The sequence below is a fragment of the Pseudomonas putida genome, assembly GCF_001636055.1.
GTDB classification, from domain to species: domain Bacteria; phylum Pseudomonadota; class Gammaproteobacteria; order Pseudomonadales; family Pseudomonadaceae; genus Aquipseudomonas; species Aquipseudomonas machongensis.
Window position 1 is genome coordinate 5,475,230 of the sequence record NZ_CP011789.1, and the last position, 14,771, is coordinate 5,490,000.

At 64.0% G+C, this 14,771-nt stretch carries 7 protein-coding genes and 2 rRNA genes (1 of these 9 cut by a window edge); 1 reads left to right on the plus strand and 8 read right to left on the minus strand.

Annotation, left to right across the window (positions count from 1 at the left end; genetic code table 11):
- Positions 1 to 17 precede the first annotated feature (17 nt).
- Positions 18 to 968 (plus strand): LysR family transcriptional regulator, encoded by a 951-nt coding sequence (locus AB688_RS24525; RefSeq protein WP_063546220.1) that lies wholly within the window; start codon positions 18 to 20, stop codon positions 966 to 968.
- A 32-nt stretch (positions 969 to 1,000) separates the two neighbouring features.
- Here AB688_RS24525 and AB688_RS24530 read toward each other — a convergent pair whose 3' ends face one another.
- The 8 genes from AB688_RS24530 to AB688_RS24565 form a co-directional block, all read right to left on the minus strand.
- Complete coding sequence (locus tag AB688_RS24530) at positions 1,001 to 1,468, minus strand: OmpA family protein (RefSeq protein WP_081255350.1); 468 nt, start codon at positions 1,466 to 1,468, stop codon at positions 1,001 to 1,003.
- 63 nt (positions 1,469 to 1,531) lie between these two features.
- Positions 1,532 to 2,776, minus strand: a complete 1,245-nt coding sequence (locus AB688_RS24535) for a diguanylate cyclase domain-containing protein (protein ID WP_063546222.1) — start codon at positions 2,774 to 2,776, stop codon at positions 1,532 to 1,534.
- A complete protein-coding gene (locus AB688_RS24540; RefSeq protein ID WP_416767831.1) occupies positions 2,773 to 3,348 on the minus strand; it encodes a YfiR family protein in 576 nt (191 codons plus the stop codon). Before AB688_RS24540 ends, AB688_RS24535 begins: the two co-directional genes overlap by 4 nt.
- A gap of 76 nt (positions 3,349 to 3,424) precedes the next feature.
- Positions 3,425 to 5,500, minus strand: coding sequence for an exodeoxyribonuclease V subunit alpha (recD, locus tag AB688_RS24545; protein WP_063546224.1), 2,076 nt, complete (start codon positions 5,498 to 5,500; stop codon positions 3,425 to 3,427).
- Complete coding sequence (gene recB / locus AB688_RS24550) at positions 5,497 to 9,174, minus strand: exodeoxyribonuclease V subunit beta (RefSeq protein WP_063546226.1); 3,678 nt, start codon at positions 9,172 to 9,174, stop codon at positions 5,497 to 5,499. The genes recD and recB overlap by 4 nt, the downstream gene beginning before the upstream one ends.
- Positions 9,171 to 12,653 (minus strand): exodeoxyribonuclease V subunit gamma, encoded by a 3,483-nt coding sequence (gene recC / locus AB688_RS24555; RefSeq protein WP_063546228.1) that lies wholly within the window; start codon positions 12,651 to 12,653, stop codon positions 9,171 to 9,173. Before recC ends, recB begins: the two co-directional genes overlap by 4 nt.
- A gap of 166 nt (positions 12,654 to 12,819) precedes the next feature.
- A 5S ribosomal RNA gene (gene rrf / locus AB688_RS24560) occupies positions 12,820 to 12,935 on the minus strand.
- A gap of 133 nt (positions 12,936 to 13,068) precedes the next feature.
- Positions 13,069 to 14,771 (minus strand): 23S ribosomal RNA (locus AB688_RS24565); it runs 1,190 nt beyond the window's last position.

Below are 14,771 nucleotides of genomic sequence, written 5' to 3' on the forward strand. Positions count from 1 at the left end.
AAAAAAACCGGATCAACATGCAAAAAGACCTGACCTCCCTCAGCGCGCTGAACTGGGACGACCTCAAGTTCTTTCTTGAGGTAGCGCGCACCCGCAAGGCCAGCAGTGCAGCCAAACGCCTGGCCGTGGACTACACCACGGTGTCGCGGCGCATCAGCTCGCTGGAAGGGGCGATGGGTACCTTGCTGTTCGAGAAATCGCGAACCAACGGTTTCGTGCTGACCGCCGAAGGCCAGCGCCTGCTGGGCTATGCCGAGTCGATCGAAAGCACCCTGCACATGGCCTGCGAGCAGGTGTCGGGCTCGGGCGTTGCGCTGTCGGGGCACATACGCATGGGGTGCACCGAGGGCTTCGGCAGCTTCTTCGTCACCCCACAGTTGAGCCGCTTCGTCGACACCTGGCCGGCGATCTCGGTGGACATTCTGCCGCTGCCGCACTTCATCAGCCTGTCCAAGCGCGAAGCCGACATCGTCATCGCCCTGGAGCGCCCCGAGCATGGGCCCTACGTGTGCTGCAAGCTGTGCGACTACCGCCTGCGCCTTTATGCCACCCGTGAGTACCTCGACCACCACGAACCGATCCGCCAGGTCGCCGACCTGGTGCGCCATCCGTTTATCAGCTACGTGGACGACCTGGCATTCAGTTCCGAGCTGCTGTACCTGGCCAACCTCATCCCCAACGCCAGCGCCCACCTGCGCAGCACCAGCGTGATCGCGCAGTACACCGCTGCCCTGCAGGGACGCGGGCTGGCGATCCTACCGTGCTTCCTGGCGGCGCAGGACGACCGGCTGGTGACGGTGCTACCGCAGGAGGTGGAGGTGACGCGGCAGTTCTGGATGTACTGCCGGGAGGACCTGCGCAAGCTGAAGCGGATCACCCTACTGTGGGATTACATCCGCGATGTGACCGAGGCGAATGCGCCGCTGTTGATGGGGCAGACACGGGAGATGGTGTTTGCACAGGATTGAGGCGGATGGCACCGGTGCCATTCCCCGATTCCTCAGTTCGACGCCACCACGATCGACACCCGCCGATTCTCGGTACGCCCGGCACTGGTGCGGTTGTCCGCCACCGGCTGACTGCTGCCCAACCCACGCGTCTCGATGTTGCGCGGCCGCATGCCGACGTTGATCAACGCCTTGGCCACACTCTGGGCCCGACGCTCGGAGAGCTGCTGGTTATAGGCCGCCTTGCCCGAGGCATCGGCATGGCCGTCGACGCGCACACGCTTGATGCCCACCGACAGCAACGCCTTGCCGATCCTCTCGACAATCGCCTGGCTCTGGCCGTTGAGCCCGTCCAGGTCACTGCCGAACAGCACCTTGCCCGACAGGTCGAACGCCCAGCCCTCGTCGCTTGGGGTAAACCCTTCGCGTTTGAGCACGGCAATCTGTTCAGGGGTCAGCCCGCTGGGCGGTACGGTCTGGCAACCGGTCAAGGCCAATACCGCCAGCAACATGGCCAGCATGGAAAAACGCAGTAGGGAAACGGGGTATTTCACGGTTCAGCTCCTGTTGTTCATATCCTTGGCTCAGCGTTCCGTCTGGGCCACTTGCCAATGGCCGCGCCGATTGCGCTTGGCCTGGTACATCGCCGCATCGGCGGCATTGAGCAGACTGGCCGAATCCTGGCCATCGTCCGGGTAATAGGCGATGCCGACACTCAGCGAGGTGCTGACGCGCTGGCCATCGTCCAGCAGGATCGGCAGCCTCATGCTGGCGACGATCTTCTCGGCGATGCGCTGGGCATCCTCGCGCGAATGAAGGGGGGTCAGCAGTACCGCGAATTCGTCACCGCCAAGGCGCGCCACCAGGTCGTGCTCGCGCAACTGCGCACGCACGCGGCTGGCGATATTGATCAGCACCTCGTCGCCAACGGCATGGCCGAGGTTGTCGTTGATTTGCTTGAAGTGGTCACTGTCGAGGAATAGCAGCGCCAAATGGTCCTGCTGCCGGGCGGCGTTGCGCAGGCAACGGTTGAGGCGCCCTTCGAAGAAGGCGCGATTGGGCAGGCCGGTGAGGCTGTCATGGCTGGCCTGGTGCGCGAGGGTCTCGTTCTCGCTCTGCAAGTGGCTCTGCCAGACCTCCAGCTCGTCGAGCAGCGCGTTGAAGTCGTTGCCCAGCTCATTGAGCTCGGCAATCCGCGTCTCGGGCACGCGCCGGTCGAAGCTGCGCTCGCGCCGCGCCGCATGGGCGACGCTGGCCAGGCCCCGCAGAGGACGGACGATATCGCCGAACAGCCGGCGCGACAGGTGGATGGCGACTGCGGCGCTGAGCAAGCTGCAAAAGAGGATGCCCGCCAGGCCGCTGAGCAGGAAACGCAGCAGGCTGCCGCCCTGGCCCAGCAGCTCGATGTGTCCGACCGTGCGCTGCTGACGGACGATCGGCAGGTGGATGGCCTCGCCCAGCAAGGCCTTGGCCACCTGGCGCTGCAGTGGTGCCAGCAAGCCCGTGTCATCGCGTTGCCAGTGCGCCAGCAGCTCGCCCTGGCTGTCGAAGACCTTGGCATCTGCCACCTCTTCGGTGGCGGCAATCACCGCCAGGGCTTCACTGGCCGCCCCGCTGTCGTCGAACACCACCGCCGCCTCCACGGTATAGCTGATCGAGCGGGCGATCAGGTGCAGGTTGTGATTGGCATAGACGCGCAATGCCGCTACCCCGAGCACGGTCAGGGACACGCCCACGAGTCCGACGGCGATCAGCGCGACACCCAGGTGCCCTCGCCCCAGCACTGACCGCAAGGTCGGCCGCGTCCTGCGGCTGCCGGTAAGTTTCATGGTTGCGCCGCCCTGCGCCGCGACAATTGCAGCACGCTGGGGTGGATGCGCACGCCACTGCGAGCCACCGAGTCGAGGTTCACATCGAAGCTGACCTGTTCGTCATCGACGTGCAGGCAGAACAGGCTGCCGACGGTGCACGGGTCATCGGCCTCGCTGATACTCAAGACCGGATGCCCGACCAGAGCCTGGAACAGGCGGTCACGCTGTCCGGCGTCGAGCTTGCCGATGTACACCGCGTCGCAGGCGCCGGAAACGCCCGAATCGTCGACGAGCAGGCGACGCACCTGTAGGGGCTGGCCGGCATTCTGCACATTGCCCTTGATCAGGTCGTCGGCATATTCGGTGGGGCCGACCAGGCACAGGCGCAGCGGCGAAGGATCAGCAGGCCAGCGGGCATAGCTGAAGATACCCAGCACGACCTGGGTCACCGCTTTGGCGCGTTGCTGCACCTGGGCTGCAGTGGCAGGGGGGTCCGCCCAGGCCGGTGAGGCGAACAGCGACAGGGCGGCAATCACTAGCGAAAGCACACAGCCCGTCACTCGCCCCCTGGGCGAGACAACCACTGTCATGTGGGAAATCTCTCAAATTAGATTCAGATAACCCGCACGATAGCATAAGGCCGCAGTGCCAAGGTATTGACGAATGTCACCCTTGGTCGAGCATTAGGCCAGAAATCCGACGCACCTTGCGCTCGACAGCCTCCTCAAAGACTCCCGCCCGTGGTTCCACAAGGCTGAAGCAGTGCTTGGCACGGGTGATGCCGGTGTACACCAGTTCCTTGGTCAGCACAGGATTTAGCGCATCAGGCAACACCAGCGCGGTATGGCTGAACTCCGAGCCCTGGGACTTGTGTACGGTCATGGCGAACACCGTTTCCACTTCATTGAGGCGACTGGGCAACACGAAGCGCACCCCGCCCGAGCCGTCGTTGCGCGGGAAGGCGACCCTCAGCAATGGCTCGCCATTCTCGTCGGGCAGGCGCAGGGCGATGCCGATATCACCGTTCATCAGGCCGAGGCCGTAGTCATTGCGGGTGACCAGCACCGGACGGCCCTCGTACCAGGGCTGGCGGGTATCGATCAGCCCAGCGTTGTGCAGCACCCGCGCCACACGCTCGTTCAGCCCTTCCACCCCCCAGGGCCCTTTGCGCACCGCGCACAGCAGCTGGAAGCTTTCGAAGCTGTTGAGCACCAGGGCAGCCCATTGCTCCCACGTCGGGGCATCGGCGGGGGTGCCTGGCGCCGGCCGATGGCGACCGATACTGCGCAGATAGTGGCGATACCCCTGCGGGCCGTCCTCACCGCGGCCCAGACCGTCCAGCAGCAGGCGATCGAAGGCGCGGTCATGCTCGCCACGCAGGGACAGGCCGAACACATCCTCAGGCGGCATGCTCAGCAGATCCCGCGCCTGGCGGGCTTGCTGCAGGTTGACCAGGCGCGCCAACTGGCCAATGCCACTGCCTTCGCCGAAACGCCGGGAGTAACGCAACATCACCACCTGCTGGGCCAGCGCATGCTGCTGCGCATCACCTGGCTGCAGACCGCTGCCCTGCAGCGATTGGCCGCCGACCTGCTCGAGCCAGGCCTGGGTGGCGGGCGTGTAACGCCCTTCTTCGGCATACCGACACAGGTCGCCGAGCACCGCGCCGGCCTCCACCGAGGCCAACTGGTCCTTGTCGCCCAGCAGCACCAGGCGAGCCTGCGCTGGCAAGGCATCAAGTAGGTTGGCCATCATTTCCAGATCGATCATCGACGCTTCATCGACCACCAGCACGTCCAGCGGCAGTGGGTTACCGGCGTGATGCCGAAAATGCCGCGAACCGGGGCGACTGCCCAGCAGGCGGTGTACCGTGCTCACTTCGGTAGGAATCTGCGCCCGTACCTCGGCGCTGACCCGCAAACGCTCGACCTGTTGGCCGATGGATTCGGTCAGGCGCGCAGCAGCCTTGCCGGTGGGTGCGGCCAGGCGGATGCGCAAGGGCCTGCCCTGCTCCACCGCCGGTCCCTGGAGCAAGGCCAGCAAGCGTACGACCGTGGTGGTCTTGCCGGTGCCCGGGCCACCGGTGATGATGCTGAACGCGGCACGCGTCGCCAGGGCACAGGCGAGCTTCTGCCAGTCCACCTGACCGGCCGGGGCGCCGTCCTCGAACAACTGCTCCAGGCGCACGGGCAGGTCGGCGGGAATCGACTCGTCCGCCACGATGCGTTGCTGCAGCGACCGGTCGATGCGCCGTTCATAGCTCCAGTAACGGCGCAGGTACAGACGCTGACCGCTGAGTACCAGAGGCCGCGCGTCCTGGCCCTCGGCATCGCCCAACGCCACCAGCCGACTGGCCGCGATGCGCTGGCGCCAGGTGCTCGGTTCGAGCGTGGCGAGCAACTGCGACGGCAACAGCAAAGGCCCCGCCAACGCATCGCCCTCTGGCGGCAGCGACAAGGCGAAATCGGGCTCGGCCAGGGTCTGCTCGAGGTCGAGGCAGACATGCCCATGCCCCAACTGGTGACTGGCCAGCGCCGCAGCCAGCAACAGCAAGGGATCGCTGCCCGCCTCACGCTCCTCGAGGAAGCTGACGAATGCCCGGTCCAGCGCACGCAACCAGCCGCGCTCGACCCAACGGTCGAGCAGGGCCAGCAGGTCCTGGCTGTGTTTCAACGGCGCAAGGGCCGCCAGGTGCTCGGCCTGCAACGGTGTCGGCAACAGGTCATCAAGGGTGCGGCTCATGGTGCGGCTCCGGCAAACAGGTCCTGCTGCTCGGGCGCACAGGCGCCGCGAAACAACGCATCGAGCTGCTCGATCAGCTCACGTGGCGGCCGGGCGAAATACAGGCCATGGCCGGCGCCGCCGATACCGCGCAGGAAGATGAACAGGGCACCGCCCACATGGCGGTCGTAGTCGTAGTCGGGCAGCCGTGCGCGCAACTGGCGATGCAGGGCCAGCAGGTAGAGCACGTACTGCAAGTCGTAGCGGTGGTCGAGGATCGCCTGTTCCATGGCCAGGGTACTGTAGGCGCTGCCATCGGGGCCGAGCCAGTTGGACTTGTAGTCGGCCACGTAGTAGCGCCCGTCCAGCTCGAACGCCAGGTCGATGAAGCCCTTGAACATGCCATTGAGCTGGGTCGCCAGCGCTGCCGGTCGCGCGGCGCCACCGTGGGTGTGGCGGACGACGAGCTGATCGAGGCGCAGCACGTCGACCTGATGGCTGGCGAACCAGAACTCCATCTCGATCTGGTACTGCTGAAGCTGCGCCAGGGTCAGGACCGGGCCATCCGACGACAGCGGCATGGCCTGGGTCAGCAGCTGCTGCAGCCAGGGCACCAGGGTCGGGATCCATCCGGTCCAGTCGCGGCGGTTGCAGCGTTGGCCGACAGTGCGTTCGATCAACGCAGGCTGGCTGACCACGTCGGCAAACCCTTCACGCCCGGCCCACTCGAGCAGGCCGTGAAGGAAGGTGCCGGGGTTCGGCCCGCGAGGGAAGCGGTGGATATCGCCGTTTTCCGCCGGGACTTCACGCAGCCGCTGTGCGTCGACGTTCTCATCGTCGAGCAATTGCTGGGCCTGGGAGCTGTCGGCACCGAGACTCTGGTCGCCGACGCGCAAGGCACTGTAGGAGGCGATCCACCACTGCTCTGCCGCGGCGCGGCGCGGCTTGCGCGCAGGCAGGTGTTCAGCGCCGTCCTGCGGCGCGCGATAACACTGTTCGTCAGCGTCGGGCAGCGGTGTACAGACAATGGGCGCCCCCTCGGCACACAGTGCCTGCAGCCAGTCGGCCAACTGCACGGAAGCCGCCAATGGGGCGCCGCCGCCCAGCAGGTAACCCAGACCCGAGCGGTGCAATTGCGAGGTTTTCTGGCTGCCGCGCTTGAGGTCGGCAACACCCAGCCAGCAGGCATGTTGGGCACGAGTCAGAGCCACGTAGAGCAGGCGCAGATCTTCGGCCAGACGCTCATCGTCGGCCAGGGCAATCTGCTCGTCGGTGGGGGTAAGCGTCAGCAGCACCTGGCCATCGTCGTCGTGCCAGGCCAATGGCAGGCGCTGGCCATCCACCGGTTTGCTGGTGCAGATGAACGGCAGATAGACCAGCGGGTACTCCAGGCCCTTGGATTTGTGGATGGTCACGACCTTGACCAGTTGCTCGTCGCTCTCCAGGCGCAGGATCTGCTCTTCACCGGCCTGCCCGGCATTGGCCAGGTGCTCGGCCAGGTGACGGATCAGGGCCTGCTCGCCATCCAGCTCTCCGGCCGCCTGTTGCAGCAGTTCGGCCAGGTGCAGCAGGTTGGTCAGCACACGTTCACCGTCGGTGCGAGCGATCAACGTGCGTGGCAGCTGGAAGTCATGCAGCAGGCGGCGCAGCATGGGCAGTACGCCCTGGCGCTGCCAGGTGTCGCGGTACAGACGAAAACGCATCACCCAGTCTTCCCAGACCCGCTCGTCCTGGTTAAGCCGCTCCAGTTCGAGCAACGGCAGGTCCAGCGTCAGGCTGGCCAGGGCGGCCTTAAGCAGGCGCTCGGCGTCGGGCTCGGCGCAGGCCTTGAGCCAGGCCAGCAGGTCGTGGGCTTCCTGGGCGGCAAAGACCGAATCCTTGTCCGACAGATAGACACTGCGTACCCCACGGGCAGCCAGCTCGGCACGGACCAACTGCGCCTCGCGGCCATCGCGCACCAGGATGGCGATGTCCGAAGGCAGACAGCCGCGCACTTCGCCCTGCGCATTGGCAAACCCCGTCACACCTCGTTGGCCGCCGTTGAGCAGGGCAACGATATGGCTGGCGCAGCTGGCGGCCAGTTGCTGACGGTACAGTGTGTTGGCAACCGGCTCGTCACTGTGCAACTGCCAGCAATGCAGGGCGGCGCAGGGCTGGCCGTCGATCAGCAGGCGCTCGCTGCGGCCCTTGGCATGAACCTCGATGAACGGCAGCGGGTTGTCGTTGGCCTCGCGGAACAGGAACGCCCCCTTGCCTTCGGGGCGTTGCTCGGCCAGCAGGAACACGCGGTTGACCGCCTCGACCATGGCCTGGCTGGAGCGGTAGTTGGTGTCCAGGCTGTGCAGGCGCCCAGCCGTGGCACGGCGGGCACCGAGGTAGGTGAAGATATCGGCGCCGCGGAAGGCGTAGATCGCCTGCTTGGGATCGCCGATCATGAACAGGCCGGTTTCCGGGCGGTTTTCGGCGATCCGGTAGATGCGCTCGAAGATGCCGTACTGCACCGGGTCGGTGTCCTGGAACTCGTCGATCAAGGCCACGGGGAACTGCTCGCGGATCAGCGCGGCAAGGCGCTCGCCGGCCTCGCTACGCAGCGCTTGCTCGAGGCGCAACAGCATATCGTCAAAACCCATTTCGGCGCGCCGGCGCTTCTCCACTTCGAAACGCGCCGCCACCCACGCGGCAGCATGTTCCAGCACCGCCGAATCGGGGCCAGGCAGCCCCTGCAAGGTTTCGCGCAGTGTCTCCATGGCGTGCAATGCCGGATGCTCCGGTGGCTCGCCCGATTTCCAGGCCTCGGCCATGCCTGCAGGCGTCAGGCGGGTGAAGCCGGTGCCCAGGTCGAGCTCCATGGCCTGCTCGTCACCCGCCCAGGCGCGCAGTTTGTCGAACCAGGGGTCGAAGTAACGCGCCTGCAACTTGCGGCCATCGGCCTGCTTGGCGGCCACCGCCGCGCGGCAGATTTCGTGCAGCTCGTCGGCCCACTGGCCCCAGGGAGCCTTCAGCGCGCCCAGTTGCGCCTGGCGTCGCTGCAGAGCGGATTCGATCAGCGCCTGTGGATCGGCACCGTCGTCTTCCCTGCTGACGCGGCCGAACAACGGACGGATGCGTGGCAGCAACGCGTCCGGGCTCACCCAATGGCTGCGCACCCAGGCCAGCGCTTCGCCCTGCATGCCGTAGCAGAAGCGCCGCCAGTAATCGCGCATGACCTGGCCGAGCAGCTCGCTGTGATCGGTCTCCAGGCTCTGGGTGAACAGGCTGCCGCTGTCGAAGGCATGCTCGCGCAGCATGCGCTGGCACCAGCCGTGAATGGTCGAGACCGCCGCTTCGTCCATCCACTGCACTGCGACCTCCAGGCGACTGGCGCAACGGCCCCAGAGCTCCTGTGGATAATCGTCGCGCAGCAGGTGCAGCAAGGGGTCGGCGTCGTCCAGCTCGCCCCTGAAGAAACGTGCAGCCTCGGCCAGGCGCGCGCGAATCCGCTCGCGCAGCTCCTTGGTCGCAGCGTCGGTGAAGGTCACGACGAGAATCTGCGGCGGCAGCAGCTCGCGGGCGAAGCCTTGCTCGCCGCCATGGCCGAGGATCAGACGCAGGTAGAGTGCCGAGATGGTGAAGGTCTTGCCGGTGCCGGCACTGGCTTCGATCAGCTGGCTGCCGTGCAGGGGAAAGCTCAGGGCCAAGGGACGGGCCTGGGTCATGCGGCGGTCTCCGGATTGCCTTGGGTCTGCCAGGCGGCGGCAAACAGGGGTCGGTAGAGGGATTCGCACCAGCCTTCGAAGGTCTCGTCGGCCGTGAGCGCAGCAAAGTCGCGGAACTGACGCATCAGTGCAAGGCTCTCGCTGCGCTCGCCGAAGCTGTTCTGGCCGTCGCCTTCATAGGCGCGCTCGGCGGCAGCCTGGGCTTTGTCCGGGTCTGGCTGGGCCAGCCAGGCGAAAGCAGTCTTGGGCGCCACCGGCAGGGGCGCATTCATTGCAGCCTGACGCGCCACCAGCAGGTCGGCAAGCAGATCCCCCGCCTGTGCCGCGGCCATCGGTGCGAGCAGCAAGGTGCGGTCACTGGCGACCAGGGCCGTGTGCAATGGATAACCGGCAGCGCAGGCCGCCAGGTGCATGACCCACGCTGGAATCAGCCGATGCCATTTGAGACTGTTGCGCCCGGCACCCAGGCTGTTGGGCACGGTGGTGATGCTCAGAAGGCTCTGTTCATCATCCTGATAGACGCGCCCAAGCCAACCTTCCAGGCGCTGCGGGCCACGCTCGAAGTGCAGCGGCAGAGCGCCCTCTACCACGGTATGCCAGCGCTGCAACAGCTGGCGATGGCGTTGCAGTAGGTCTGGCAGGGGCTGGATCAGTTCCGCCTGCAGCGACTCGCCGAAACCCGCCAATGGCAGCAGCCCACATGCCTGCAGGCGTCGGGCCTGGGTACGCAGCGCCTGTTCGGCGTCGTCGGGTGTGGCCAATGCAGCGCCAAGCAGCCGCTCGCTGAGGCTGTAGCGTTGCAGGGCATCGAGCACGAAAGGCTCCTCGTCCGGCGTTGGCGCCTCCAGCGCTTCGAAGAACACCTTGAGGCGCTGGCTGAAGAAATGCCGGACCGGATGGCGGAGAAAATCCTGCAGTTGCGTCAGGTTCAGTGGCTCATCGCTGTCGTAGGGCGGCAGCGCCTGATCGACCTCCGAGACCGGCTCGACGGGCTGATGCAATACCTGCCATTCGTGGGCGTAGCTGAACAGTGCGCTGCCCTTCTGGAAGTAGCGCAGGCTGAAGGGTTGCAGGGGATGCTCCTGGGTCAGGGCATGCAACAACTGCTGGCCGGGGTCATCACGCAGGCCTTGCTGGGCACCGGCCAGTTGCCAACCGGCGGCAAGATGGTCGCGCAACTGGCCAACCAGCACCGAGGCTGGGCGTTCGCTGTTGTCGCGAATACTGCGCCCCACCCAACTCACATAGAGTTGGTCGCGGGCAGACAGCAGCGCCTCGAGCAGCAGGTAGCGGTCATCTTCGCGGCGCGAACGATCGCCAGGACGGTAATCGCTGGCCATCAGATCGAAGTCCAACGGCGGCTGGGCGCGAGGATAGTCGCCGTCGTTCATGCCCAGCAGGCAGACTACGCGGAATGGGATGGCGCGCATGGGCATCAAGGTGCAGAAGTTCACCGAGCCGGCCAGGAAACGCTGGGACAGCTTGCCCTGGTCCAACCCCGACAGCCAGGCCTCGCGCACGACCGTGAGCGGCAGTGGATCGTACAGGCCGACGGTCTCGCAGGTTTCCAGCCAGGTATCACGCAGGTCCTGCAATTGCACCAGCAGCAGCTCGTCGTGCTCCTCCTCGGCGAGGAAGAACACCTGCAACAGCGCATGCAGGCGCGCCCCCCACACCACGGGGCTGGCCGGCTCGGCGAGTGTCTGGAACGCCACGTCCAGGGCATCGAGCAGGGCCACCAGCGGGCCGATAAGGGCCGCGTCGAGGCCACCGATCTCGTCATAGGGCTCAATGCCGTCACAGGCCTCGCCGACACCTACGGCGTAACCCAGCAGCATCCGGCGCAGGCCGAACCGCCAACTGTTCTGCTCCAGGCCTTCGGGCAACCCGAGGCGTGCACGTTGTTCACCGCTCAGCCCCCAACGGATGCCGGCCCCCTCGATCCAGCGGTGCAGGGTCGGCAGGTCACTCTCCTTGATCCCGAAGCGGGCGCGCACGGCGGGGACATCGAGCAGGTCGAGGATCTCGCTCACCGCGAAACGGCTGTCGGGGAGCTTGAGCAGATGCTCCAGGGCGATCAGCAATGGATCGCGGCCGCGCTGGCCCTGGTCGGTGAGGGTGAAGGGGATGTAGCGCGGATCATGGCGGTCGAGTTGGCCGAAGACAGCGCGGATATGCGGGGCGTAGTCATCGATGGCCGGAAGCATGACGATGACGTCGCGCGGCCGCAGGGTCGGATCGCTGCTGAAGCGCGCAAGCAACTGGTCGTGGAGGATCTCCACTTCGCGCTGCGGACTATGGGCGATGTGGAAACGTACCGAACGGTCGCGGCTGGGATCGATGGCAGGCCAGGTGTCGCGGGTTTCAGCCAGGGGACGCAGTTCGAGGATGTCGTCCTGCAACTGGTTGAGCAGCGTGGTGGGCTGGGCGTCGCTGAACAGGTCGATGCGCCCGTCGCTGAAGACACCACGGTAACTGTTTGGATCATCGTAGCTATCGAGCAGGTTGATGTAGTCACGGCCCTGCTTACCCCAGGCGGCCAGCAGCGGATGAGCGTGCTGGTGCATCGATTCGTCGTCCAGTTGCAGGGGCATGCCGTGCTTGCGCTGTTGGCGTTTGTACTGGTGCCGGAGCAGGTCTTTGTCCGCGACGATATCCCCCCAATGATGGCGGCAAGGGTTGTGCACGCACAGCAATACCTGGCTGAAGCGGGCCAGCCCGGCCAGGGCTTCAAGGGCCTGGGCCGGCAGCGACGAGATACCAAAGACGATTACCCGCGACGGTAGGCCCGCGGGAGCTTGCTCAAGGGTATCCATGCGCGCGATGAAACGCTGATGGACGCCGGCACGGCTCTGCGCCATACCCTCTGCACCGACATCGTCGAGCAATGCACGCCACAACTCGGCCTGCCAGCGGTTGCCATCCGCCAGGGGCTTGCGCTCGCCGCGGGCAGTGTTGAGCACGTGCTCTCCAGCGGCCCAGTCCTTGAGCCAGTCGGCGCGGTAGACCTGGTATTGGTCGAACAAGTCAGCCAGACGTTCGGCGAGCTGGTAGCGCTTGCGCAGGTCGTTGTCGTCGGTGAGAAAGCGCTTGAGTGGCTCGAAGTGCGGTCGCTCGATCAGTGCTGGCAGCAAGCGCACCAGGCGCCAGGTCAGCGGTGCCTTGTCGAGCAGCGACACCTCGGGAATCTCGTCGCGGCCCAGCACGAGGCGATAGAGCTGCCACATGAAAGTGCCGGGCAACTGGACGTCGATGGCCGCAGCGATACCGCAGCCGCCTTGATCATCGTCCTGCGGATCTTCGGCCAGTGCGAGCTTGAGCCATTGGGCAATACCGTTGCTCTGCACTAGGGCGATTTCGTTCTCCAGAGGCGCCAGAGGATAGTTGCGCATCACGCTCACGACCAGGTTGCGCAAATCGTCCAGGCGGTTGCCCTGGACGATCATGAAACCTGGGTGCAGTGACGTGCTGTTGGCCATTGGGTGCTCTCTGGAAGACGGGGTGCGCTGACGGAACCATACCCTGTAGAGGCAGGCTTGTCCCGTGGCGTGCGTGGTGTCGGCGTGGGGGAGCGATGCGACCTGGCGAACGCCAGAAAGACAAAACCCCTACCTGCTCGCGCAGATAGGGGTTTTGCGAAATGAATCTTGACGATGACCTACTCTCACATGGGGAAACCCCACACTACCATCGGCGATGCATCGTTTCACTGCTGAGTTCGGGATGGGATCAGGTGGTTCCAATGCTCTATGGTCGTCAAGAAATTCGGTTGCCAGTGCGTCTTTGCAGACACGCCAGCCAATTCGGATATGTGATCTTTGTGAGTCGCTTCGAACTTTCGGTTCGTTTCGTCTTCACCACCGCAATCTGCAAAGCAAATTGCTTGGGTGTTATATGGTCAAGCCTCACGGGCAATTAGTATTGGTTAGCTCAACGCCTCACAGCGCTTACACACCCAACCTATCAACGTCGTAGTCTTCGACGGCCCTTTAGGGGATTCAAGATCCCAGTGAGATCTCATCTTGAGGCAAGTTTCCCGCTTAGATGCTTTCAGCGGTTATCTCTTCCGAACATAGCTACCCGGCAATGCCACTGGCGTGACAACCGGAACACCAGAGGTTCGTCCACTCCGGTCCTCTCGTACTAGGAGCAGCCCCTCTCAAATCTCAAACGTCCACGGCAGATAGGGACCGAACTGTCTCACGACGTTCTAAACCCAGCTCGCGTACCACTTTAAATGGCGAACAGCCATACCCTTGGGACCGGCTTCAGCCCCAGGATGTGATGAGCCGACATCGAGGTGCCAAACACCGCCGTCGATATGAACTCTTGGGCGGTATCAGCCTGTTATCCCCGGAGTACCTTTTATCCGTTGAGCGATGGCCCTTCCATACAGAACCACCGGATCACTAAGACCTACTTTCGTACCTGCTCGACGTGTGTGTCTCGCAGTCAAGCGCGCTTTTGCCTTTATACTCTACGACCGATTTCCGACCGGTCTGAGCGCACCTTCGTACTCCTCCGTTACTCTTTGGGAGGAGACCGCCCCAGTCAAACTACCCACCATACACTGTCCTCGATCCGGATCACGGACCTGAGTTAGAACCTCAAGGTTGCCAGGGTGGTATTTCAAGGATGGCTCCATGAGAACTGGCGTCCCCACTTCAAAGCCTCCCACCTATCCTACACAAGCAAGCTCAAAGTCCAGTGCAAAGCTATAGTAAAGGTTCACGGGGTCTTTCCGTCTAGCCGCGGATACACTGCATCTTCACAGCGATTTCAATTTCACTGAGTCTCGGGTGGAGACAGCGCCGCCATCGTTACGCCATTCGTGCAGGTCGGAACTTACCCGACAAGGAATTTCGCTACCTTAGGACCGTTATAGTTACGGCCGCCGTTTACCGGGGCTTCGATCAAGAGCTTCGCTTGCGCTAACCCCATCAATTAACCTTCCGGCACCGGGCAGGCGTCACACCCTATACGTCCACTTTCGTGTTTGCAGAGTGCTGTGTTTTTAATAAACAGTCGCAGCGGCCTGGTATCTTCGACCGGCATGGGCTTACGGAGCAAGTCCTTCACCCTCGCCGGCGCACCTTCTCCCGAAGTTACGGTGCCATTTTGCCTAGTTCCTTCACCCGAGTTCTCTCAAGCGCCTTGGTATTCTCTACCTAACCACCTGTGTCGGTTTGGGGTACGGTTCCCAGTTATCTGAAGCTTAGGAGCTTTTCTTGGAAGCATGGTATCAACCACTTCGCACTCTAAAGAGCGCTCGTCATCAGCTCTCGGCCTTGAAATCCCGGATTTGCCTAAGATTTCAGCCTACCACCTTAAACCTGGACAACCAACGCCAGGCTGGCCTAACCTTCTCCGTCCCTCCATCGCAATAACTGGAAGTACAGGAATATTAACCTGTTTTCCATCGACTACGCTTTTCAGCCTCGCCTTAGGGACCGACTAACCCTGCGTCGATTAACGTTGCGCAGGAAACCTTGGTCTTTCGGCGTGCGAGTTTTTCACTCGCATTGTCGTTACTCATGTCAGCATTCGCACTTCTGATACCTCCAGCAAGCTTCTCAACTCACCTTCACAGGCTTACA